The 22,950-nt window shown below is 35.7% G+C and carries 22 protein-coding genes and 1 tRNA gene; 17 read left to right on the top strand and 6 right to left on the bottom strand.

The annotated features are described in order from the left end of the window. Nucleotides 1-53 precede the first annotated feature (53 nt). The gene (gene thrB / locus HS129_06685; protein ID MBE7411736.1) at nt 54-977 is read left to right on the top strand and encodes a homoserine kinase; all 924 of its coding nucleotides are present in this window, start codon (nt 54-56) and stop codon (nt 975-977) included. On the opposite strand, the gene HS129_06690 is transcribed toward thrB, so the two are convergent. After that, complete coding sequence (locus HS129_06690) at nt 974-1,639, bottom strand: hypothetical protein (GenBank protein ID MBE7411737.1); 666 nt, start codon at nt 1,637-1,639, stop codon at nt 974-976. The two genes, thrB and HS129_06690, sit on opposite strands and share 4 nt — an antisense overlap. A gap of 2 nt (nt 1,640-1,641) precedes the next feature. After that, on the bottom strand, nt 1,642-1,965 hold the full coding sequence (locus tag HS129_06695) for a hypothetical protein (protein ID MBE7411738.1): 324 nt from the start codon (nt 1,963-1,965) through the stop codon (nt 1,642-1,644). Nucleotides 1,966-2,329: 364 nt separating this feature from the next. On the opposite strand from HS129_06695, the gene HS129_06700 reads away from it, so the two are divergent. From HS129_06700 to HS129_06755, 12 genes are all read left to right on the top strand, one after another. Next, on the top strand, nt 2,330-3,394 hold the full coding sequence (locus HS129_06700; GenBank protein MBE7411739.1) for a DsbA family protein: 1,065 nt from the start codon (nt 2,330-2,332) through the stop codon (nt 3,392-3,394). Between the two features lie 12 nt (nt 3,395-3,406). After that, nucleotides 3,407-4,387, top strand: coding sequence for a malate dehydrogenase (locus HS129_06705; GenBank protein ID MBE7411740.1), 981 nt, complete (start codon nt 3,407-3,409; stop codon nt 4,385-4,387). Nucleotides 4,388-4,498: 111 nt separating this feature from the next. Next, the gene (locus tag HS129_06710; protein ID MBE7411741.1) at nt 4,499-5,623 is read left to right on the top strand and encodes an 8-amino-7-oxononanoate synthase; all 1,125 of its coding nucleotides are present in this window, start codon (nt 4,499-4,501) and stop codon (nt 5,621-5,623) included. Between the two features lies 1 nt (nt 5,624). Next, entirely contained in the window at nt 5,625-7,343 is a 1,719-nt protein-coding gene (locus tag HS129_06715) for a radical SAM protein (GenBank protein MBE7411742.1), read from the top strand. Between the two features lie 54 nt (nt 7,344-7,397). Next, nucleotides 7,398-7,841, top strand: a complete 444-nt coding sequence (locus tag HS129_06720) for a hypothetical protein (protein ID MBE7411743.1) — start codon at nt 7,398-7,400, stop codon at nt 7,839-7,841. An 89-nt stretch (nt 7,842-7,930) separates the two neighbouring features. Then, nucleotides 7,931-9,136, top strand: a complete 1,206-nt coding sequence (gene odhB / locus HS129_06725; protein MBE7411744.1) for a 2-oxoglutarate dehydrogenase complex dihydrolipoyllysine-residue succinyltransferase — start codon at nt 7,931-7,933, stop codon at nt 9,134-9,136. Between the two features lie 2 nt (nt 9,137-9,138). Further along, nucleotides 9,139-10,545, top strand: coding sequence for a dihydrolipoyl dehydrogenase (gene lpdA / locus HS129_06730; GenBank protein ID MBE7411745.1), 1,407 nt, complete (start codon nt 9,139-9,141; stop codon nt 10,543-10,545). A gap of 39 nt (nt 10,546-10,584) precedes the next feature. Further along, on the top strand, nt 10,585-13,329 hold the full coding sequence (locus HS129_06735) for a 2-oxoglutarate dehydrogenase E1 component (GenBank protein ID MBE7411746.1): 2,745 nt from the start codon (nt 10,585-10,587) through the stop codon (nt 13,327-13,329). Between the two features lie 45 nt (nt 13,330-13,374). After that, nucleotides 13,375-13,833: an NfeD family protein gene (locus HS129_06740; GenBank protein MBE7411747.1), complete on the top strand. Its 459-nt coding sequence runs from the start codon at nt 13,375-13,377 to the stop codon at nt 13,831-13,833. Nucleotides 13,834-13,857: 24 nt separating this feature from the next. Continuing rightward, nucleotides 13,858-14,799: a paraslipin gene (locus HS129_06745; GenBank protein MBE7411748.1), complete on the top strand. Its 942-nt coding sequence runs from the start codon at nt 13,858-13,860 to the stop codon at nt 14,797-14,799. Further along, complete coding sequence (locus HS129_06750) at nt 14,799-15,719, top strand: paraslipin (protein ID MBE7411749.1); 921 nt, start codon at nt 14,799-14,801, stop codon at nt 15,717-15,719. The genes HS129_06745 and HS129_06750 overlap by 1 nt, the downstream gene beginning before the upstream one ends. A gap of 160 nt (nt 15,720-15,879) precedes the next feature. Then, a complete protein-coding gene (locus HS129_06755) occupies nt 15,880-16,881 on the top strand; it encodes a TPM domain-containing protein (GenBank protein ID MBE7411750.1) in 1,002 nt (333 codons plus the stop codon). Nucleotides 16,882-17,057: 176 nt separating this feature from the next. On the opposite strand, the gene HS129_06760 is transcribed toward HS129_06755, so the two are convergent. Then, nucleotides 17,058-17,762: a hypothetical protein gene (locus tag HS129_06760; GenBank protein MBE7411751.1), complete on the bottom strand. Its 705-nt coding sequence runs from the start codon at nt 17,760-17,762 to the stop codon at nt 17,058-17,060. A gap of 22 nt (nt 17,763-17,784) precedes the next feature. Continuing rightward, nucleotides 17,785-18,291, bottom strand: coding sequence for a flagellar motor switch protein FliN (gene fliN, locus HS129_06765; protein ID MBE7411752.1), 507 nt, complete (start codon nt 18,289-18,291; stop codon nt 17,785-17,787). 82 nt (nt 18,292-18,373) lie between these two features. On the opposite strand from fliN, the gene HS129_06770 reads away from it, so the two are divergent. The 3 genes from HS129_06770 (at nt 18,374) to HS129_06780 (ending at nt 21,097) form a co-directional block, all read left to right on the top strand. Next, nucleotides 18,374-19,657 (top strand): ATP-binding protein, encoded by a 1,284-nt coding sequence (locus HS129_06770; protein MBE7411753.1) that lies wholly within the window; start codon nt 18,374-18,376, stop codon nt 19,655-19,657. A gap of 132 nt (nt 19,658-19,789) precedes the next feature. Beyond that, a complete protein-coding gene (locus HS129_06775; protein MBE7411754.1) occupies nt 19,790-20,611 on the top strand; it encodes a hypothetical protein in 822 nt (273 codons plus the stop codon). Between the two features lie 21 nt (nt 20,612-20,632). Continuing rightward, a complete protein-coding gene (locus tag HS129_06780; protein MBE7411755.1) occupies nt 20,633-21,097 on the top strand; it encodes a hypothetical protein in 465 nt (154 codons plus the stop codon). A gap of 17 nt (nt 21,098-21,114) precedes the next feature. Here the strand turns inward: HS129_06780 and HS129_06785 are convergent, their stop codons facing one another. Beyond that, entirely contained in the window at nt 21,115-21,960 is an 846-nt protein-coding gene (locus tag HS129_06785; protein ID MBE7411756.1) for a leucine-rich repeat domain-containing protein, read from the bottom strand. Nucleotides 21,961-21,977: 17 nt separating this feature from the next. On the opposite strand from HS129_06785, the gene HS129_06790 reads away from it, so the two are divergent. Further along, the gene (locus HS129_06790) at nt 21,978-22,772 is read left to right on the top strand and encodes an RNA methyltransferase (protein ID MBE7411757.1); all 795 of its coding nucleotides are present in this window, start codon (nt 21,978-21,980) and stop codon (nt 22,770-22,772) included. Nucleotides 22,773-22,856: 84 nt separating this feature from the next. On the opposite strand, the gene HS129_06795 is transcribed toward HS129_06790, so the two are convergent. After that, nucleotides 22,857-22,938 (bottom strand) — tRNA-Leu (locus HS129_06795). Nucleotides 22,939-22,950 lie beyond the last annotated feature (12 nt).

The following is a 22,950-nucleotide window of genomic DNA, read 5'->3' on the forward strand; positions in this document are numbered from 1 at the left end:
CCAATATTTTTAGTTATTTCTCAATGCAAAAACCATTTCGCTTAAAGATTAAAGTGCCAGGAACTTCTGCAAACTTAGGCCCGGGGTTTGATCTTATGGGACTTGCTTTAAAAACATACAACTCATTTTTCTTTGAATTTTCAAGTGATGCAAATTTTCAATCTATATTAAAAAACGGAAAAGCCACCCCTTTCTCAAGGAAAGACGATTTAGTGTATTTTTCCTACAATAAATATTTTGAAATTTTTCTACCAGACAAAAATAGAATCCCTTACAACATTGTCATGGATCTTTCTCTTCCGTTAAAAGGGGGTTTAGGTTCAAGTGCGAGTGCATGTGTGGCTGGTTTTATTGCAGCCAATACGATTCACAAAAAATTCTACAAAGAGATTACTCCACCAAAGGAAAACGAAATACTTTTTCAACTCGCAAAATTGGAAGGGCACCCCGATAACACTACTCCGGCATATCTTGGAGGATTTGTTTTTGCGTATTTCACAGAAAACGAAAAGCTGCACTATTTCAAAAAAAAGATTCCGTCGAATATTGACTTATTTGTATTTATTCCCTGTTACGAAACAGACACAAACCACTCAAGGAAGAAATTGCCTTTACACTATTCTACAAAAGACGTAATTTTCAATATGGCGAGAGTGGGTACATGGATGGAGTATATCCATAACAGTAAATTTGAAGACCTCTTACTTGCCTTAGACGACCAAGTTCATACTCCCTATAGAATTCAAAATGAAGCCCTTTTACAAGAAATCCAAATCTACTCTAAAAAAAACCAAATCGGTTTTGCACTTTCCGGTAGCGGACCTACAATTCTTTTTTTTATGGAAAAGATAAGAAAAAAACATTTAGTAAAAAATTTAGAAAAAGAAATTTGTTCCATTACAAAAAAAACAAACACCCGTTTCCGATTTTTCCAGATTGAACCTGATTACAAAGGGAGTACAATAAAAATCCTTTAATCTTCTGAATCCTCATCTTCTGATATTTCTTCCGTATCGTCCCCTTTCCCCCAATTGTAAGTTTCGTCCTTAGACTGAACCCTTGTATTCAGCCCAGGATGAATCTTTGTGACATTTATTATAAATCTCATCCTCTCTTTTCCGAGTTTTGTAAAGAAAAAAGAAGACCCCAAAGTCAACTCAATATAATTTATCATCCGGTCTTTTGCAATTTTATCAGAAATCCGAAATTCAGCGTTTTTTCCGATTAACTCATAGCTTTCTAATTTTTCAGTTGAGTCCATCTTAATAAAATTTTGTGTACGAGGAGCCTTAAAAAGTACAGGTGAGTTACGATTTATAAAAATATCGTATTCTTCTGATTCTCGATTTTTTTTAAATTGAAAGCTTAAATGGTCATCAGAAATGGCGATACACCGAGTCGGAAGATTGCCGGTCAGTTTACCTATAGAAAAGTTAAACACTCTGGATAATTCATCGACTACGATAATGTATTCATCTCCGACCCTAACAGGGTATTCATTAGAAGACCTATCTTTTTTTAATATTGGGTATAAAAATTGATGAAAAAATATTCCACTAAGCCCTAAAAGGGATAGAAAAAAAACAACCCACAGAAAATTAATCGCACTATCTAAAATTACAATAGCACAAAAAGGCAATTTTACCTCTTTACATCAATTAAATGCGGCATTTTTCGATCTTCGGTTATCTTGGACGATTTTGTTACCATAGACAACAAACTTTTCATTTCTTCAAAACTGATCACCTGATCCATTCTTTCTTCAATACTTACCGGACTTGGTTTTAACACCAAAGAATCGAGTGCTGCTTCTAATTTTTTTACTGCTTCATCAGTGAGTTTTTTTTCATCTGATTCGAAATTTACCTTATCGGTTGACTCAATATTTTTTATATTTTCCAAATCCGCTTTATTCGGATTAGGCCATGTCCCGACAGGGCTTGTATTAATATTTGAAATTGTCATAAACCTAAACCTCCGTTTCCAGGTTCACTTCCCTAAATTTGCCTTGCTATCCTTATTGTTTGTATCGGATGTAAATTTAAAAAATTAAGACGATTTTTCAATATTTTCCATTTGCCACCGTAAAAAATAATAAAAATCTGGTCATAACTAGAAAAAAATACTAAATTTTTCGGTATTTCCTTATATGAAGTTTTATTTATGACGCTACTGCAAAAACCCCTTTCAGGGCTTTTCAACGCTAAAAAATGGAGCTTTTATTGGCTTTTTGAATAATTGCTTTTTCAAAAAACGACTTTTTGCAGGTATGCCATTTATAGAGATATTGCCATTTTTTTCTAAAAATTAACTTATTACCGGGGTAGGAATGGAACAAGGAAAATCTCAGATTTTTAGCAAATTGACTGAAAATCTTAAAAAAAATCAAATTTTAATCGGGCTGGCTGTTTTTGTAATTTACCTAGGATTTAGCCTTCCCGCAGTAATTGATTACTATTTTCACGCAAATTCAGTTTATATCGGCTGGACAAGATACTCCGAAAAAGACGTAGCCAAAGAGCTTCCTGAGGTATTTAGAAAGCTAAAAACAGACCAAATCAACACATTAACTTACGCTTTTGAGGAGTTTGTAACCCGTAAATTGATCGAAATGGAAGCAAAAGCCCAAAATAAGAAATCGGAAGAAGTCTTATCCGATGGGAAGTCCTACACCCCTACCGACTTGGAAATCGAAAAAGTATATAATCAATACAAAAGCCAATTGAATGGGAAATCCTTAGAATCAGTGAAAGGGGAAATTATAAACGCTCTTAAAATGAGACACGACAACGATGCAAAAAATGGTGTTATCGCAGGGATCAAAGAAAAATACAAAGATAAGGTGAAGATCAACATTCAGCCACTACCAGAAGAAAGACTCACTGTAGAAGAAAAAAATAACCCTTCTATAGGACCTAAAGATGCAAAGGTGACTATAGTAGAATTCTCAGACTTTGAATGCCCTTATTGTCAAAGAAGTCAACCTGTAAACAAACAGCTAAGGGAAATGTATAAGGATAAGATTCGCTGGGTTTTCAGAGACTACCCTCTCCCTTTCCATCAAAATGCAAAATTTGCTCATCTCGCAGTGAATTGTGCCATTCCTCAAGGAAAATACTGGGAATATTTTAATATTCTATTTGAAAATACGGGGAATTTGACTAAGGAAAATGTAAAATTTTTAGCCAAAAAAGCCGGTTTAGACTCTGGACAATTTGAAGAATGCCTGAAAAACTCAGCTTCTTTAGAAAAAGAAATCGAACAAGACATTGCAGACGGCCAGAAACTAGGAGTAGATGGAACTCCGGCATTTTTCATCAATGGAATCATGGTTGCCGGTGCTCAACCCTTACAAGCTTTTACAAAAATTATAGACAAAGAACTAAAAAATTGAGGTGAAAAACAAATGAGTAAAACAGTTAAAGTAGCAGTCACCGGTGCCGCAGGGCAAATCGGTTATTCCCTATTATTTCGTATAGCATCGGGACAGATGTTTGGTCCAGATACTGCGGTAGAATTGCAATTATTAGAATTGGAAGCAGCGCTCCCGGCGCTAAAAGGTGTAGTCATGGAATTGGATGATTGCGCATTTCCACTTCTTCAAAAAGTCACAATTTCTTCTGAATTGGATGTGGCGTTCAATAACGTAAATTGGGCTCTCCTTGTAGGCTCGGTTCCCAGAAAAGCAGGTATGGAGAGAGGGGATCTCTTAAAAATCAATGGTGGGATTTTCACAAAACAAGGGAAGTCTATAGAAGCCAAAGCTGCAAGCGATGTGAGAGTTCTTGTAGTGGGGAATCCTTGCAACACAAATTGTTTAATTGCTATGAATAACGCAAAAAATATTCCTACCGACAGGTGGTTTGCGCTCACTAAATTAGACGAAAATAGAGCCAAGACTCAATTGGCACAAAAAGCAGAAGTTCCGGTTTCCAGCGTAACCAATCTTGCGATATGGGGAAACCATTCTGCAACCCAATACCCTGACTTTTACAACGCTAAGATCAATGGAAAACCGGCCACAGACTTAATCAAGGACGACGCTTGGTTAAAAGGTGATTTTATATCCACTGTCCAAAAAAGAGGAGCTGCGATCATTGCAGCCCGCGGTGCATCCAGTGCTGCAAGCGCTGCCAATGCAGTTGTAGATACAGTTCGTCAATTGACCACACCTACTCCAAAAGGTGATTGGTTTAGTGTAGCTGTAACCTCTGACGGAAGCTATGGAGTAGAAAAAGGTCTAATCTTTGGGTATCCGGTTAGATCAGACGGAAATAAATACGAAATCGTTAAAGATGTACCTTTAAACGACTTTGCAAAAGAAAAATTCAACATTACACACGAAGAATTGATTTCTGAAAGAAAAGATGTCTCTGACATGATTTGATTTTAGAGATTTCAAAGGCTGTAGGACTCTACAGCTTTTTTCTTAATTTTTTTTTATTTTTCTTCGACCAATCCAATTGTATTTTTGTCCCCGCCATTAGTCTAATTCAAAATGCTTGAAAGTAACTGGAGATTTTTTTTTGAAAAAGAGTTGCAATCTCTAAATTCAAAAAATTTATTTAGGTCACTATCTTTTCCTCATTCGAGGGATTTTTCCTCAAACGACTATCTAAATCTTTCTAAACACCCTGAAATTATAAAAAGTTTTAAAGAAGGTCTCGATTTTTACTATTTAGGCTCCACCGCATCAAGACTTATTCGAGGGCATAGAGATTCTTTTGAAAAAGCAGAAACTGATCTCGCCAATTGGGTAAAGAGTGAAACCTCCCTACTTGTGTCAAATGGATACTCTGCAAATCTGGGTTTACTAGATTCGATTGCAAACCCAAAGACAATCATTTTTACAGATAGGTTAAACCACGCATCAATATTAGATGGAATAAGAATATCCGGTGCAGTCAAAAAATATTTCAACCATAGAAACACTTCTCACCTTAGAAGTCTTCTAGAAAAGTCAGACAAAAGCTCTCCAAAAATAATTGTGTCTGAAACAGTTTTCAGTATGGACGGAGACATCGCCTTGGTAGATGAGTTAGTTGAGTTAAAAAAAGAATTTGGCGCTTTATTGATATTAGATGAGGCTCACGCACTCGGAGTATTTGGAGAAAAAGGAGGAGGAGTTTCTCTTGATAGGAAACTATTTCCTTCCATAGATGAGTCCGATATAGATGTACGAATTTTTACAGGTGGGAAGTCACTCGGATTAGAAGGTGGATTTATTGCCTCTTCAGAAATAATAAAACAATATTTAATTAACAAAATGAGACCATTCATTTTTTCTACGTCTATTTTACCCGCAATTGCTCATTCCCTGTCCACTGCAATTTCTATTGCAAAAAAAATGGATGAAGAGAGAAAACATATTTTACAAATCTCAGAAATCTTAAGAAACTCTCTAAAAGAAAAAGGATACGAGGTTTTAAATTCTAAAAGTCAAATCATACCTTTGGTATTATTTTCAGAAGAAAAATCTTTACATAAATCAAAAGAGTTAAAAGAAAAAAATTTTGATATTCGTGCAATCCGTCCACCCACTGTAAAAGAATCCAGACTAAGAATCAGTATAAATAGTAAAATACAATTCAAAGACGTGGAAGAGTTATTGACCTACCTTTAATATGCGAGCCTTAATCATTGATTTCTATGTGGACGAGCCAGCCTGTTTTGGTGTCCCTCCTTATATTTCTCCTTATATACGTTATGCGGCAGGTGCGCTTATGAAAGGAGGCTTAAAAGAAAATCAGATTTATTATATCACAATTGATAAACTGAGAGAAAAAGAATTTGAGTTAGAAGAAGGCTATGATCTTGTGATAATTATTGCAGGCTCTACAGTTCCAGGAAAATACCTCGGTGGGCAAATAGGAACAGTAGCCGAAATTTACAAACTCTTAGAAAAGCTAAAAACTTCAAATAAAGGTGGAACTACACTCATCGGTGGGCCCGTTAAATACGCTTCCAAGGAAATCAAAGAAGAAATTTACAACAAAGGTGGAATACTCATAAGAGGAGATATAGAAAAATATTGTGAATTAGTTTCTTCACTTGGAATTACTCGAACTAAATTAAAATTGGAAAATAACAACCTTCGACTAAAAAGAACGTACCAAGATATAGACGATTATTCAGTCAGAGGCGGGTTTATCACAAACCTGCACCCAAACTTTCCAAATTTAATCATTGAGTTAGAAACCTATCGCGGCTGCACAAGAGACGTATTTTGCTCTTTTTGTACGGAAGGCTTTTATGGTAAGCCAGAATTTCGCCTAACGCATGGAATTACAGAAGAAGTAAAAGAATTGTACAAAAATGGGAATCTGTTTTTTAGAATAGGAAGACAAGCTGATCTATTGACCTATCTTCCAGATATGAATAGTTTCCAAAATAGTTTTCCAAAACCAAACCCGAAAAGTATCGAAAATCTATATTTAGGAATCAGAAAATCTGCACCGGACTTAAAACTTCTACACCTCGACAATATCAATCCCGGGGTAATCGCCAATTTTCCAAATGAGTCTGAAGAAGTTCTCAAAATTTTATGTGATTACAATACAGAAGGCGATACAGCCGCTATGGGAATAGAAAGCGTTGACGAAGAAGTGATTTTGGCAAATAGTTTAAAATGCAGCGAAAAAGAAGCGCTACTTGCAATTGAACTAGTAAATAAATACGGACAAAAAAGAATAAATGGAATACCCAAACTCTTACCCGGGCTAAACTTTATAGGGGGGCTTGCAGGAGAGTCCAAAGATACATTTAAAAAGAATTATCTATTTTTAAAAAAAGTTTTAGATTCGGGCTTACTGCTTAGAAGAATCAATATTCGACAAGTAATTGTTTATAAAAAAACAAAACTATCTCGAAGCACAAATTTCATAAAAAATAAAAAGTTTAACGAGAATAGATTTCTATTCTATAGAGATAAAATCAGAGAAGAGATTGACAAACAGATGTTGAAAAAAACTTTTCCACTCGGATCTGTGTTAAGAAATGTCATACTTGAAAAAAAAAGTGAAGGATATTTTCTTGGAAGACAACTCGGAAGTTACCCGATCACGATTAAAATTCCATTTTTCAAACAAAGTTACGAATTATTTACCGATCGAATTGATGTAATCGTAACAGGATTTTCAGAAAGATCCATAAATGCACTCCCCTACCCGATCCCCATAAACCAATTTACAGACTTGGCTTTCAGAGAAATTCCTGGGCTAGGAAAATCACTGGCAACAAAGGCGTTATTAAACTCTCCATACAAAAATAGTGAAGACTTAAAAAATAAGATCCCTGAAATCTATCAAACAATTCTCTCTTTTACCAAAAACATTCTATTCTAATTTCATTATGACACCTTATGTAATTCAAGAAATTTACCGATAATAAATTTACAGATGGCAAAATTCACTAATATATTTCAGAAATCCAAAAAAGGCGATAACTTACCTAAAGCAGGAGATGAATCTATGGCAAAAGAAATCACCACTCATGAAGAACCTCCTCGAAAAGAAGGGAAAATTAATATTAATCAAACGAAACTTCAAATAGAATGGCAGAAAATTATAAACGAACTGACTACAACCGATATACGCTTTTACTTTTTAAAAGACAATTACTTAGACAAGATAAACAAAATGTACACTGAATATTCTGAAGAGTTAGACAAGCTCGGAATTAGCCAAAGAAAATTCTTGGATTTTATAAGAGAGTCATTTGAAAGAATCAAACAAATCAAGAAAAAACTCCCTCTTGAGCCTATGAACGATAAATTCTATAATTATGTCGAAAAATGCGTTCACGATTTGATGGAAGGGCTTAGGCAAAAATTCAAGAAATAGCGAGAATTCTTTTTTACTTTACACTACTTTCTAATTATTAATATGGATAGAAAGAATACTTATTTTAGCAATAAAGAAAAAGGTCGGCTATGTCAGTAGAAATTAAAGTCCCGGAAATGGGCGAATCAATCACCGAAGCAACTCTTTTAAACTGGTCAAAAAAAGAAGGAGATTTTGTTCAAGAAGACGAAGTCTTGGTAGAGTTAGAAACTGATAAAGTTACAATGGAAGTGAGAGCACCCTCTTCCGGTATTATACAAAGTATAATTAAAAAAACAGGAGAGGTAGTTCACCCGAAAGAAACAATCGGCTCAATAGAAAAAAAAGCAATTGCCGACGCACCTGTAAATACTACTTCTCCTCCAAGCACCACTCAGACCGAAAAAGTGCCGGACAAAAAACTGGAAACGAAAAACGAAACTCTCTCACCCGCAGTAAATAAATTAGTCGCCAATAACAACTTGGACCCAAAAGAAATCCAAGGAACCGGGAAAAGAGAGCAAATCACAAAAGGGGATGTATTAAATTATATCGAGTCAAAACCTTCAAAGACCCAAGATTCCCAATCTCAAACTCCAAAAAAAGAAATTTCGGGAGATAGAGAAACAGTAGTCCCTATGACCAAGCTAAGAAAAACTATCGCAGATAGATTAGTATATGCTCAGTCAACTGCAGCGATTCTTACTACTTTCAATGAAGTAGATATGACAGGGGTCATGGAGCTTAGAAATAAATACAAAGAAAAATTCAAAGAAACCCACCAAGTAGGGCTTGGGTTTATGAGTTTTTTTACGAAAGCGGCAATCTCTGCACTAAAATCCTTTCCCGCAGTGAACGCAGAAATTCGAGGCAACGATATAGTTTATAAAAACTACTACAATATCGGGGTTGCGGTCGGTGGACCAAAAGGGCTTGTAGTTCCTGTAATTCAAGATGCTGACAGGTTTAGCTTTGCCGGAATCGAACAAGAAATTCTAAGGCTTGCAGAAAAAGTAAAAACCGGAAAAATCTCTCTCGAAGAAATGCAAGGTGGAACTTTTTCTATTTCCAATGGAGGGATATACGGCTCTATGATGTCCACCCCAATCTTGAACCCTCCTCAAAGCGGAATCCTAGGACTTCACAATATCACGAAAAGAGCGGTAGTGATAAACGACGAAATCAAAATTCGCTCTATGATGTATCTTGCACTATCCTATGATCACAGAATCATAGACGGAAAAGAAGCAGTACTATTTCTTGTGAAGATCAAAGAGGCAATAGAAGACCCTGCAAGACTTTTATTGGAGGTGTGAAAATGGCTAATGAATTTGATGTTGTTGTAATAGGAGCCGGACCTGGTGGTTATGTGGCTGCAATTCGTGCTGCTCAATTAGGACTAAATGTTTCAATTATTGAAAAAAGAAAAACTCTTGGGGGAACTTGTTTAAACGTGGGATGCATCCCTTCCAAAGCACTCCTTGACTCATCAGAAGAATACCATAAAGCAAAACACAAACTAAAAGACCACGGTATCAAAACAGGTGAAGTCCAATTGGATTTAAAAACCCTGCTCGAAAGAAAAGACAAGATAGTATCCGAAGTCTGCGAAGGCGTAAATTTTCTTATGAAGAAAAATAAAATAGAAAGATTCCACGGAACAGGAAAAATACTTTCTTCAAACTCTGTAGAAGTCACTTTGGAAGATTCCAAAAAAGTAACTCTCCAAACTAAATATATAATTATTGCAACAGGCTCATCCCCCATAGATATCCCCGGTTTTGAAATCGACGGAAAATCCATAGTTACAAGCGATCACGCAATCAATCTTCCAAAAGTTCCAAAACATTTAATCGTAATAGGTGCAGGCGTAATCGGGCTTGAATTAGGATCTGTTTGGGGAAGACTTGGCGCGAAGGTATCTGTAATCGAGCTACAAACGAAGTTATTTGGAACCGCAGACAAACAAATGTCAGACTATGCACAAAGACTACTCACTAACCAAGGCTTTGAATTTTACTTTGGCCACAAAGTAACAGGAAAAGAAAAAAAAGGCTCAGAAATTATCGTAAAAGCTGAAAATTCTGAGAAAGACACAATTGAAATAACAGGAGATGTAGTTCTTGTGGCAGTTGGCAGAAAGCCCTATTTTGAAGGACTCGGCGCAAAAGAAATAGGTGTCCGATTCAACTCCAGAAATAGGATTGAAATAGATTCTAACTTTCGTACAAATATACCCGGTGTATATGCGATAGGCGACATCGTTGAAGGGCCAATGCTTGCTCATAAAGCAGAAGAAGAAGGGATTGCAGTGGCAGAAATTCTTGCAGGACAAAAATCCCACGTAAACTACAACGCCTGCCCTTACATAGTATATGTTTGGCCCGAGGTAGCCTGGGTGGGTCTTGGAGAAGAAGAATTGCAGTCTAAAAGAATAGAATACAAGGTAGGAAAATCTTTTTTCAAAGCCAATGGAAGAAGTAAAGCCATGAACGAGCATGACGGACAAGTAAAAATCTTAGCCGATAAAAAAACGGATAAGATTCTTGGAATTTACATCGTTGGGCCTAGAGCCTCGGATATGATTGCAGAGGCTGCAATTGCTTTAGAGTTTGGCGCATCCTCTGAAGACATTGCCAGAGCTTTTCACGCCCATCCTACCCTTTCCGAAGTAGTAAAAGAAGCTGCAATGTCTGTGGACAAATGGAGTATCCACGGTGGTTGATTCTATCGTACTTATTAATCACACAATCAGGAGAACTTTATGAATTCAGAAAATTCCATGCTATTATACGGAGACAATACACTTCTTCTCGAAGGGCTTTATGAGGAATACTCTAAAAACCCTTCTTCTGTTTCGGAAGACTGGAGAAAGTTTTTCTCGGAGCTTGACAGCCAAAAATACACAAACGGCAAGTCAACCGGACTTGTTTCTCCTTCAATCGAAAAATCCCCCCCCCCTCTTCATGAAATGGGAATTTTAAACCTCCAAAATGCGTATAGAAGACAAGGCCACCTTGCAGCCACTTTAGACCCACTCGGAATCAATAAACCAAACAGAAAATTTATAGACCAAAAGTTAAATAACCTAACCGAAATAGATTTAAACACTGTTGTAGAATCCGGGATAGGAGGTGTAGGCAAGGCTAAGTTAAAAGAAGTAATCGACTGGTTTGAAAAATTCTATTGTTCAACGATTGGCTCTGAGCACTACTATTTAGTGAATGATGAAGAAAGAGAATGGCTCCAAAGTAAAATGGAATCCACCGAATACGTAAAAGATTTAACAAAGGGTGAAAAACTAAGGCTATTTGAAAAAGTATTTCAAGCAGAATATTTTGAAGAATTTTTAGCAAAAAAATTTGTAGGTAAAAAAAGATTTTCTTTAGAAGGTGGAGAAACACTGATTCCTATCCTTGACACAATTGTAGAAGAAGCAGGCAAGCACGACATGAACCAGCTTGTAATCGGGATGGCACACAGAGGAAGGCTAAATGTACTCGTAAATATTATAGAAAAACCGGCAGGGCTTATATTTGCAGAATTTGAAGAAAAAACAGGGGAAGACGAACACTACGCTGACGTAAAATACCACCTTGGTTACCACAACACTAAAATGACCAAGGCAAAAAAAGAAGTGAAGCTATCTCTCGGTTTTAATCCAAGCCATTTAGAAGCAGTAAACCCTGTGATAACCGGAAACGTTAGAGCCAAGCAAGCTATCGAAAAAGACAAATTGGGCGTTAAGTATATGCCTATTTTAATCCATGGAGACGCTGCATTTGCAGGACAAGGAGTAGTTGCAGAAACTCTCAACCTCATGAATATAGAAGGATATACTACGGGTGGAACTTTTCATATAGTGATAAATAATCAAATAGGATTTACGACTCTTCCAAACGAATCTAGATCCACTTTGTACGCAACTGACCTTGCCAAAGGTTTTCAAATACCTATTTTTCACGTAAACGGAGACGACCCAGAAGCTGCACTAAGAGTAGTAAAACTATGCCTTGAATACAGACAAAAATTCCATAAAGATGTTATCATTGATCTAATCTGCTATAGAAGGCTCGGGCATAACGAAACAGACGAGCCGGCTTTTACCCAACCACTGATGTACGATATAATCAAAAACCATAAGTCCACCTCTAAAATTTATGAAGCCCGCCTTGCTGCGCAACAATCTGAATTTGTGCAAGAAGATATAGACTTTATAAAAAATGGAGTAAAGAAAGGGTTAGAGGATTCTTTCCAAAGAGCAAAAGAAAGAGATATTAGAATGCAAGTGGATACAATGAAAGGGCTATGGTCAAATTATTCAAAAGAGCCTTTGGACTCCGAGCCTGCTACAAAACTTCTGTCCAACCAGATGGAGGCAATCGTAAGAGCACTCACCGAAATACCAAAAGACTTTCACCCAAACCCAAAACTTATTCGTCTTATCGAAAATAGGAAAAAAATGGCAATAGGTGAAATTCCTATTGACTGGGGCTTTGCAGAATTACTTTCTTTTGGATCAATTTTAGAAAATGGTTTCAGGATTCGCCTATCAGGTCAAGATGCGCAAAGAGGAACTTTCTCACACAGACACGCAATTTTAGTAGATTCAAACAACGGAAAAAAATACTCTCCTCTTTGCCATATTTCAGAAAAGCAAGGAAATTTTGAAGTGATCAATTCTTCCTTATCGGAATACGCAGTCTTGGGTTATGAGTATGGATATTCTCTCTCAGATCCAAATGCCTTGGTAATTTGGGAAGCGCAGTTTGGTGATTTTGCAAATACGGCACAGGTTATATTTGATCAATTTATTTCAAGCTCAGAAATCAAATGGCAAAAAATGAGTGGTCTTGTAGTGCTACTCCCTCACGGCTATGAGGGTCAAGGACCTGAGCACTCCAGTGCGAGATTAGAAAGACTACTTCAACTATGTGCATTAGACAACATTCAGATTTGCAATTGCACTACCCCTGCCCAGTATTTCCATTTACTTAGAAGACAGATGCTTAGGAATTTCCGTAAGCCACTAATCATTTTGTCCCCAAAAAGTCTTTTACGCTTTGCGCAAGCAAGTTCTTCTTTAGAAGATATTTCCAAAGGTGCGTTTAGAGAAGTGTTGAACGACAAGACTGTTACCCATCCAGACTCTGTTACAAAATTAATCCTCTCTACCGGAAAAGTTTATTACGATCTATTGGAAGAAAAAAATAAAAGAAAAAAACAAGACACAGCCCTGATTCGTATAGAGCAACTCTATCCTTTTCCCGAAAAAGAAATACAAGAAGTCATTTCAAAATTTAAAAACGCAAAAGATTTTCTTTGGGTACAAGAAGAGCCGGAAAATCAAGGAGCTTGGGGATTTATAGAAAATCGTATCAACAAATTCATACCGAAAAAAGAAAGGTTTAAATATGTCGGCAGAAAAGAATCTCCAAGCCCGGCAGCCGGACAGGTAAAAATTCACACAAAAGAATTAATTGAGTTTTTAGAAGAGGCTTTTAAATAAAAAAAGGATAGACGGATTTTACTTTCTAATCCCATAAAGTGAATTATGAGTGATTTTTTATTGTCCAATAATTCTGCCATGATCTGGATCCTTGCCGGAATAATTCTTGCAATCTCAGAATTTTTTGTACCGGGTATTTTTATTATATTTTTTGGAATTGGTGCTATCTTTGCCGGAATCATCTCCTTATTCATAGATTTGAGTTTCGTAATTCAAATTTTTGTCTGGCTAATATCCTCTCTACTTACTATTTTAATCGGTGGAAAATTCTTAAAAAACCTGTTTCCCTCTACGGAAACTTTTGAGCCTCCTTCAGACATAGACTTCTACGGTAAAGAAGCAAAAGTCATTAGAAAAATCCTACCTGATAAAAAAGGAGGGCGTATTCGGTTTGAAGGAACTGAATGGGATGCAATCTGTATGAACGAAGTAATTCAAAAAGGTAGTAAAGTAAAAATTCTTTCAAGAAATAACTTGACATTTATTGTAGAAAAGTTTCACTAAAATAATAACCAACAGGAGAAATTCATGTTTTTTGTCGTTACGATAGTATTTATTCTTCTTACTATACTTGTTCTGAAAACATTTATAGTAGTCCCTCAACAATACGCCTATATCAAAGAGCGTTTCGGAGTTTACAAGGGTGCACTCTATGCTGGTTTTCATTTCTTGATTCCATTAGTTGATAAGATCCACTACAGACACAGTCTGAAAGAAATTGCGATAGATGTCCCACCTCAAGAGTGTATCACAAAAGACAACGTACCAGTTGAAGTGGACGGAATCTTATATATGAAGGTAATGGATCCACAGAAAGCATCTTACGGAATAGATAATTTTCTTTTGGCTACTACCCAACTTGCACAAACCACTCTTCGTTCTGAAATAGGAAAACTTCATCTCGACGATACATTTGCAGAAAGAGACGAAATCAATTCCAATGTAGTTCGCCAAATCGACCACGCAACAGAGCCTTGGGGAATCAAGGTCTCCAGATATGAGATACGAAATATTACTCCTCCAAAACAAGTTCTCATGTCAATGGAGCAACAGATGAGGGCAGAAAGAGAAAAGAGAGCAGAGATTACTATTTCTGAAGGAGAAAGAGCTTCCAGAATCAATCGCTCTATGGGAGAAAGACAAGAAGCGATCAATATCTCTGAGGGAGATAAGATGAAACTAATCAATGAAGCAGAAGGAAAGGCAAAAGAAATCGAGCTAATTGCAACCGCCACTGCTTCCGGTTTAAAAGCAATTTCCTCTGCAATATCCAATAAGGGTGGAAGTGAAGCAGTTGAATTACAAATTGCACAAAATTACCTCACCAGCCTTGGAAAGGTGATCACAACATCTAAAACAACTGTAATTCCAACAAATGTTGCAAACATACTTGGGATATTTCAGGGGCTATCAAAGGTAACAAATACTCTGCCTTCTATCAGCCCGACAGTAAAAGGAGAAAAGAAATAATGGATATCATCGCACTAATATTTTGGGCAATATTTTTTGTCTATGTAATTTATAAATTCGCAAGATCAATTCGTGTAGTTCCAGCACAAGATGTGCTCATAGTAGAAAGACTCGGTAAATACCATAAAACCTTGCACGCCGGTCTTCATTTGCTTATTCCTTTTTTTGACAGAGTAACATATGAGCAAACACTCAAAGAACAGGCAATTGAAGTCCATCCTCAGATTTGTATCACCAAGGATAACGTACAGGTTAAGGTGGACGGTATTCTTTACTTAAAAGTTATGGATCCACAAAAAGCATCTTATGGTATAGAAGACTACAGATTTGCATCAATCCAATTAGCTCAAACTACAATGAGAGCCGTGATTGGAAACTTGGAGTTAGACAAAACCTTTGAGGCGAGAGATTCTATCAACCACAGAATTGTAGAGGTAATCGATCAAGCTGCAGAGCCTTGGGGAATCAAAGTAAACAGATACGAGATTCGTAACCTCACCCCACCCAAATCCGTGACCGAAGCTATGGAAAAACAAAAAACAGCCGAGTTGAATAAAAAAGCAGAAATCTCTTTGTCAGAAGGAGACAGGGACTCAAGGATCAATAGGTCAGAAGGTTTAAAGACTGAGGCAATCAACAAATCAGAAGGAGAAAAGCAAAAAAGAATCAACGAAGCAGAGGGAAAGTCCAGCGAGATCGAGTCTGTATCACTCGCAATGGCAAAAGGTATCGAATCTGTTGCATCTTCTATTCAAGGGCCCGGTGGAAAGGAAGCAGTTCGTTTACAAATTGCACAAAATTTTATTGCTCAAATTGCAAACTTAGCAAAATCAGATACTGAGGTTGTACTGCCTATGGATATGACAAATATTCAGTCTGCATTAAAAACTATTTCTAAAACATTTGACCCTAAGGGATAAGGTTAGTTGCAATAGTTAAAAGCTGAATAACCAAGGTTTATAGTTTTTTTTATTAAATAAATTTTGCTGCTCTAAGAATATAGAAAATTTATTCAAAAATCTCTGGTTCAAATATGAGATACAATTGAACTATCCAATAATTGCGTAATGGAGATAGTAGATGAATTTTTCAGAAAAGTTAGAATTGCAAATCGAAAGTTTTATAAGAACAAATTTATATCTTCAAGGGATTTTTAGGTATCTTGTTTTCTTTTTAGTATTTTTATCGGCTCATTCTATCCATTCATTAGACGTTCCTTTGTTGTCTGGAAGAGTCATAGATAAAACTGGGATTTTATCGAACGAAACAAAAAACTCTATTGAATTCAAATTAAAAGAGCACGAATCCAAAACATCAAACCAAGTGGTAGTATTAGTAATCCCTACCCTTGAAGGAGAAAATTTAGAAGAATATTCGTTGAAAGTGGCAAGCTCATGGAAACTTGGACGAAAAAAGAAAGACAATGGAGTATTGCTATTAATTGCCAAGGAAGATAGCAAACTTAGAATCGAAGTTGGTTATGGGTTAGAAGATGCCCTCACAGATGCTATCTGCAATCGAATTATTCGAAAAGAAATTACTCCTTTTTTCAAATCAGGAGAATTTTCAACTGGAGTAGAGCGTGGAGTGGACTCAATACTTGGAGTCATTCAAGGAATTTACACTGTGCCAGAAGAGAAGTCGAATGAAGATTTTCAAGAAAGTTATATTGATTTTATAAATACAATGGACGATTCAAATATTCCATTATTTGTTCGCATATTTACAGGAGTCATATTTTTTGTAGTTATCACGCCTTTTACTTATTTTGCTGCAATGGCTCCTTATATAGGTTGGTTTCTCTACATTTTCTTAATGCCATTTTACGGAACATTTCCACTAATCATCTTTGGAAAATGGGGTGCTATTCTTCTACCCGCTTATATTTTGTTTATGTTTATCACAAAAATTTATTTTGGATTTTTTCCTTCTGGTAAAAAAATTTTCAAAAAATATAAATCAAATTTTGGTGGTAGTGGTAGCAGCTCTAGTTTTAGTGGGATTTCAAGTGGAGGGGGAGGAGGAAGTTTTGGAGGGGGTGGAGGTAGTTTTGGAGGGGGTGGGAGTTCCGGAAGCTGGTAGAATAGATTTATTTCTTCAATTTGGGGAAGATGAGAGAATCTTAAAACACAAAAAGACTTACAATGTTTGAAACACAGTCTTCCTGATGGCTTTGTATTTCATATTGAAACTGTTTTGTTTCCGATTTTGGTAACTTTAAAGTAAATCACTTAATCATATAAATCATAGTTCAGACCTTACTTCTTAGTCTTATTTACAAAATACCCGCTACCAATAATTGATCGCTCATTTTCAGGAACAAGGTTTTGATTTAAAAACCAAGAATTCTTTTCTGATAGACTTTGGTGTTTCGTTTTATCTTTTACAATTTCTTCTAATTCCAAGTTGGATTTTGCGATTACAAATTTGTCCGGGGTAGAGTCAAAATCTGTATCAATTTCACCGCGAGTTTCCCATAAAATCACATCAGGCTTACCGTCTTTATTTGTATCTTTTTCTTTACGAACTATATTTTTTTTAAAGCTATAGTAAGAGGTAGTCTCAAAATATCCGTCTCTGTCTGTATCAGACTGCGCCAATGCGTAAAAATCATTCGGAAGCAGCCATTTGATCGTATCCACTTTACCATCGTAGTCCGTATCTACTTCTTCGTGAACCTTGACCACTTCTTTCTCTGCGCGATCCTTAGGAGTAAAAACAGCAGAGCCAGCCCAAATCAATTCATCGCTGAACCCGTCTAAGTTTTTATCTATCTCTTCATAGATGATTCTAATATTTCCCGGGTCATTCAAATAATAGCCCCAAGTATCCATAACACCATCGCCGGTAGTATCAACCTTCATTTGTTCAACCGGTAACCCGAACTTTAAATTTTTTCTTGATGTGTCTTTGTTGCAAGAAACTGCAACTACCAAAACAAATACAATGAATTGTAACTTCATAATTTTACTCCCTTTGATTAAACTAAAACTTCATTTCCTTAAGCCTTGCCATTGGGTCAATCACTTGTGTAATTTGAATGCCATAAAAATCATCCAGAACAATCAGTCTTCCCTTGCCGAATATTTTACCGTTTACCAACAAGTCTAAATCATCCCCCGATGTCTTGTCCAATTCTACAACAGCACCCTCAGATAAATGCAAAACATCCTTGATCATCATATTTGTCCTGCCAAACTCCACAGTAAGGGACATGGCGACATCCATTAACAAATTCAAATTGGAGGTATTCGAACTTCCTGACTTAGAATGAGAAGATTGTTTAGGAGGGGGTGGAGCAGGCATAGAGGAAGGACCAAGCGCAGCTGCCACAGCGTCAAAAGATGGGGTAGAACCTTTTGAGCCACTGTCTCCACCAAGAAGTGAATCTAGGTCATTCATGTCTGCCCCTGAACTACTACCCGATCCCGATGGAGTTCCACCTGTTAATAATGCGTCTATATCTTCTGCTGAAAGTGAACCTTCACCCATGCTAACCTCAAAATTTTATTCTATTTATTCTTTCGGTAGTTTTAAAATTTTTACCGAAACTTAATTTATACAAGCAAATAAAATGGAAACAAAAAACGAATCTCAAACGAATGAAATAGACTTTTTGTCCTCTAAAGAATTCATTCTAAAAGAAATATCAGGATTAGACAATATAAAAAATGAAAAAATTTCACTTCCTGAAATTTTTCCTGAAAAGAATGAAATCAAAGTAAAATTCCTGACTAAGAGTCTTTCCAAGGAAAAAATTTTTGATTGTCTATCCATAATAAAAAAACACATAGAAAATATAAGAATTCATACTTTTGAAGAAAATTTTTACTCATTTCAAGCATTAAACGAAAATCTATTTTCTAAGGATTCTATTTTAGACAATATCAAATTTCGGTTTTCGATTTTTAGGGAAAATTTGGTAGAAATATCCAAGAAAGGCAATTTGAAAATGGATGAAATCTATGCGATAATCTCTATTTTCAAGTATCTGAATTCAGAATCGACCGCAAAGTCCATAAACCCAAAGGAGCTGCTCATCAAGTTAGGCACTACCGTATTTGATCCTTCTGAAGAAAAAGCCAAAAATAATACCTTGGACTTTGATCATATAGCTGGTTATGAAAATGTGAAAAGAGAAATCTTAGAGTCAATTATCTTTCCGATCCAAAATCCGAGTCTTTTTGATGAGATGACTAAACTAACTCGAAAATTTCCTGCAAAAAACAGACCCAGAGCAGTTTTGTTTGAAGGTGATCCGGGTGTAGGAAAAACTACAATGGCAAAATTGGTGTCCTATAAGTGTGAAATTCCACTAATTTATGTCCCGATAGAATCCATACTAAGCAAATACTACGGAGAAAGCTCTCAAAACCTCGCATATATATTTGATGCAGCTTCTCTATTTCCATCGGCTCTGATTTTCTTGGATGAAATAGACTCTCTCGCCGGAAACAGGGAAGAAGGAATGTTTGAAGCTACCAGAAAAATGCTTTCGGTACTACTTAGAAAATTAGACGGTTTTGAAGGCAAACCATCTACAATCACAATTGGTGCCACAAATCGAAAGAAGGACTTGGACAGTGCATTAGTTTCAAGATTTGACAAAGTAATCTATTTTCCTTTGCCGAATCTATCAGAAAGGGCTGAAATTTTAGGTGCCTACGCAATCCACTTGCTTAAAAACGACAGAATCAGTCTATCCAAAGAAATGGATGGTTTTAGCGGTAGAAATATAAAAGATTTCTGTGATTATGTCGAAAGAAAATGGACTACCCAAATTATTGAAAAAAAATTAGATTTTGCCCCTCCCCCAACCCAAGTCTATTTGGATAGTATTAAGATATTAGCAAAATAAAAAATTTTTAAGCTATTTTTTTTTCTAAAAATTAATTTTTAAGTTTTCAATTCCGATATTATCTATAAGATAATTTTATATACTCTAAAATTGTCTAAATAAATTAGTCTAAACACAAGGGAATCAGAAGTTATGAAAAATATTATTACAATTTTGACATTTTTTATCGGACTAAGCCTTTTTGCTCAAGGTGCGCAAGTAAAAAATGAAAATGAAGACAAAATGAACGCACAGTTCAGTAAAGCCGTTCAAGAAACAGAAAAGATATTAGATTCTAAAATATTTAATCTAAACGAACAACTAACCAAGCACACAGTTCTTATTAAAATGAAAACTACTGTGTTGCCGTTCAGAACTGTTTTATTCAAAGGAAAAGCAAACGGTGACGATTGCGTTCTTTCTCCAAATCAGGAAGACCCAGCCAACAATTGCATCAGAGTGGAAGTATTTGATTTTGTAAATTCTGAAGACGGAAAAACAGAACAAAACTTAGGTGCAAAAAATAAATTTTTAGTACTTTTTTATGAAGGAACTTCTTCCAATGCTGAAGACCCAAGAAGAGAGCCGCCAAGAAAACTTACTAAAATTAGAAGTAGAATCTATCTACATAACTTCGCAGAAGAAGATATCAATATTTCTGAGGTAGTTGACAATGCACCAAATTCCACTCCGGCCCACGACGATAAAATAGCTGTATTCTATCAACACGACGGATATCCTGAATACAATGCACCTGAAAAACAATCAGAAAAAGGTTTAGGAAAATACAGCATGGCTGGTGTTGAGAATACTAAAACAAACCCAATCAGGAATATTTTTAAGCAAACTTATTATATAAAACACTTAGATTATTTTGACAGACTGCTTACCAAAATTTTTGATTATAACGATCGCGATGGGAATGCCAGATACAGAGAAAGCAATAGAGTACTTAGAGATTCTCTCAAATACTAATATATCCTAAAGGAGCGAAAATTGAATTATATTCGCTCCTGTCCATCTTGTGATTCCGAATTAAGGTTCCCTATTGATAAGGGAACCTTAACTATTAAATGCCCGCGTTGCAACCATTCGTTTACTATAGACCCTGATGACCCACTAACCTACCATCTCGGCAGATTTGAATACTCTCTTCCAAATTCTAAAAAAAACAGCTTAAAAGATTTCAAAGAAAAAGTTTTAGATATTCTATACCTGCCAATTTATTTATTAAAAAATAATTTTCAATTTTCAAAAATAAATATTAAAAAAGTTATTCCGACTCTTCTTTTTGTATTTGTATTTTTAAATATTTACCAAATTTGCTCAATAAATACTCCAAAAAAGGAAGTTCACGAATTAAAATCCAAACCAGATGATTTTCCTCAAGGTGAAGAGGAAACTCCCGAAGAAAAATCCCCGGAAATAGACGACAGGACAAAACCTGAATACGAAACTTAGATTTTTAAAATAAATTTTCAGAAATAAATAAGGGTTTCAGGCAGATCATTTTGTAGTCTCAATCTTTCTTTTTCAGAAATAGGATTTCCGATTAAAATCAATTGCTCAAGGTTTTTCCAATTTCTAATCTTCTCCGGTAGTCTTGCTATTTTATTTTCAGCTAAGTACAATTCTGATAACAAAGTAATTTCTGTAATTTCTTCAGGTAAATAAGTCAATATATTTTTATCTAAATCTAAATATCGAAGACTCATTAATTTACCTATTGCAGGAGGAAGACTTTCCAAACGATTGTTCCGTAAATACAAATCTTCCAAACGAATTAAATTCCCGATTTCAGGGCTAATTCTTTGCAAACAATTGTTATCTAAATATAGATTTTGCAAATTTCTCAGTCTTGATATTTCTTTTGGAATTTCCTCAATTCTATTAGAGTCTAAAATTAAATAGCTCAACCTAATCAAAGAAAACAGACTCAAATTCAAATTCTGAATGGAGTTGTGATCTAAATCAAGGTATTCTAATTTTTTTAAATTGCTTAACTCGTCCGGTAAATATTGAATGTAATTTCTCTCAAGATTCAATAATTCAAGAGAGGACAAATCTCCAATAGATGGAGAAATTTTTTCGATATAATTTTCTTTTAGATACAAGACCTCTAAATTGGTCAGCTCCCCTATCCACTCTGGGATTTCCTTTAAGTTGTTTCTGTTCAAAAATAATTCTCTTAAATTATAGAAATGAATAATCTCTTTAGGCATCTCAAATAAGTTTTCATCACTTAAATCCAATGACGTTACTTTTGACTTGAATTTCAACGCCTCACTCAGATTTTTGTATTTGTGTTCAATAAATTGACTCATATTTTTAAACAATGAATTTGCTGATTTTAGAGGAAAGTGAAAAAATTTATGATAATTATTTTAAATTAATTGAAAGAAAATCTTCCCACATCATTCAAATATTAAAATCAAAACCAAAAGATACTTTGCAAGCAGGAACCCTGAACCGGGACTACGGTTTATTTCATATTGAAAAGATAGAAGATAACATAGTGTATGGATTGTTTCGACGAGAAGAAGAAACTGTTCAAGGTAAAACTTTTCCCTGCATCAGGCTGTTTTCCTCTATTCAGAGACCTCAGACCATAAAAAAAATACTCCAATTGGCAGCCACTTTGCAAGTAGAAGAAGTGTTTTTTTTTATTGCAAGAAAATCAGAAAAATCTTACCTAAATTCTCCGATCTGGAATTCAGAAAATTTAAACAAAGAATTAATTCTTGGGTTAGAGCAAGGAAAAAAAATACATCTTCCTAAGATAAAGATATTAAAAAATGTAAAAGAAGTTTTTGAAATTTCTAACAGTGATGTAAAATTTGTTTTTCACCCTAACGGGCAATCTATGAATTTATTCAAGTCACAAATCTCAAAAGCCGAGTCTATTTCAAATTTGATCGGTCCGGAAAGTGGATTTTCAGAATCAGAACTGGATAGATTCCAAGAAATGGGATTTCAGAAGTTATCCTTGTCAAGTTCAGTTTTAAGAACAGAAACTGCGATTAGCTATTCTTTGGCACAAATCGAACTTATCTGCTCGGAGGAAAATACTCGAAGGGGGACTTGCCTTCCAAAAAAATCCTCCAGAATTTTTTCTACAGGCCGGCTCGGTCGCTAAAATTGATATCCTGTCAATTTTTCAGAAATCTCGCTCTCTATGGACCCTTCATTTCTGTCGCTTTGCTTGCGTTCAATTCCCTTATGCTCGAAGGGGGACTTGAACCCCCACACCTTGCGGCACAAGCACCTCAAGCTTGCGTGTCTACCAATTCCACCATCCGAGCGGTACTTTTACA

The sequence above is a fragment of the Leptospiraceae bacterium genome, from assembly GCA_015075105.1.
In the GTDB taxonomy this organism is placed as follows: Bacteria; Spirochaetota; Leptospiria; order Leptospirales; family Leptospiraceae; genus JABWCC01.

Bases quoted from the DNA above. Each gene is read 5' to 3' on its own strand.
- HS129_06775 (MBE7411754.1), top strand. From the start codon at position 19,790: ATGAAAAATATTATTACAATTTTGACATTTTTTATCGGACTAAGCCTT.
- fliN (MBE7411752.1), bottom strand. From the start codon at position 18,291: ATGGGTGAAGGTTCACTTTCAGCAGAAGATATAGACGCATTATTAACA.
- HS129_06785 (MBE7411756.1), bottom strand. From the start codon at position 21,960: ATGAGTCAATTTATTGAACACAAATACAAAAATCTGAGTGAGGCGTTG.
- HS129_06770 (MBE7411753.1), top strand. From the start codon at position 18,374: ATGGAAACAAAAAACGAATCTCAAACGAATGAAATAGACTTTTTGTCC.
- HS129_06755 (MBE7411750.1), top strand. From the start codon at position 15,880: ATGAATTTTTCAGAAAAGTTAGAATTGCAAATCGAAAGTTTTATAAGA.
- HS129_06710 (MBE7411741.1), top strand. From the start codon at position 4,499: ATGCTTGAAAGTAACTGGAGATTTTTTTTTGAAAAAGAGTTGCAATCT.
- HS129_06745 (MBE7411748.1), top strand. From the start codon at position 13,858: ATGTTTTTTGTCGTTACGATAGTATTTATTCTTCTTACTATACTTGTT.
- HS129_06720 (MBE7411743.1), top strand. From the start codon at position 7,398: ATGGCAAAATTCACTAATATATTTCAGAAATCCAAAAAAGGCGATAAC.
- HS129_06700 (MBE7411739.1), top strand. From the start codon at position 2,330: ATGGAACAAGGAAAATCTCAGATTTTTAGCAAATTGACTGAAAATCTT.
- HS129_06750 (MBE7411749.1), top strand. From the start codon at position 14,799: ATGGATATCATCGCACTAATATTTTGGGCAATATTTTTTGTCTATGTA.
- HS129_06715 (MBE7411742.1), top strand. From the start codon at position 5,625: ATGCGAGCCTTAATCATTGATTTCTATGTGGACGAGCCAGCCTGTTTT.
- HS129_06695 (MBE7411738.1), bottom strand. From the start codon at position 1,965: ATGACAATTTCAAATATTAATACAAGCCCTGTCGGGACATGGCCTAAT.
- HS129_06705 (MBE7411740.1), top strand. From the start codon at position 3,407: ATGAGTAAAACAGTTAAAGTAGCAGTCACCGGTGCCGCAGGGCAAATC.
- HS129_06735 (MBE7411746.1), top strand. From the start codon at position 10,585: ATGAATTCAGAAAATTCCATGCTATTATACGGAGACAATACACTTCTT.
- lpdA (MBE7411745.1), top strand. From the start codon at position 9,139: ATGGCTAATGAATTTGATGTTGTTGTAATAGGAGCCGGACCTGGTGGT.
- HS129_06760 (MBE7411751.1), bottom strand. From the start codon at position 17,762: ATGAAGTTACAATTCATTGTATTTGTTTTGGTAGTTGCAGTTTCTTGC.
- HS129_06740 (MBE7411747.1), top strand. From the start codon at position 13,375: ATGAGTGATTTTTTATTGTCCAATAATTCTGCCATGATCTGGATCCTT.
- odhB (MBE7411744.1), top strand. From the start codon at position 7,931: ATGTCAGTAGAAATTAAAGTCCCGGAAATGGGCGAATCAATCACCGAA.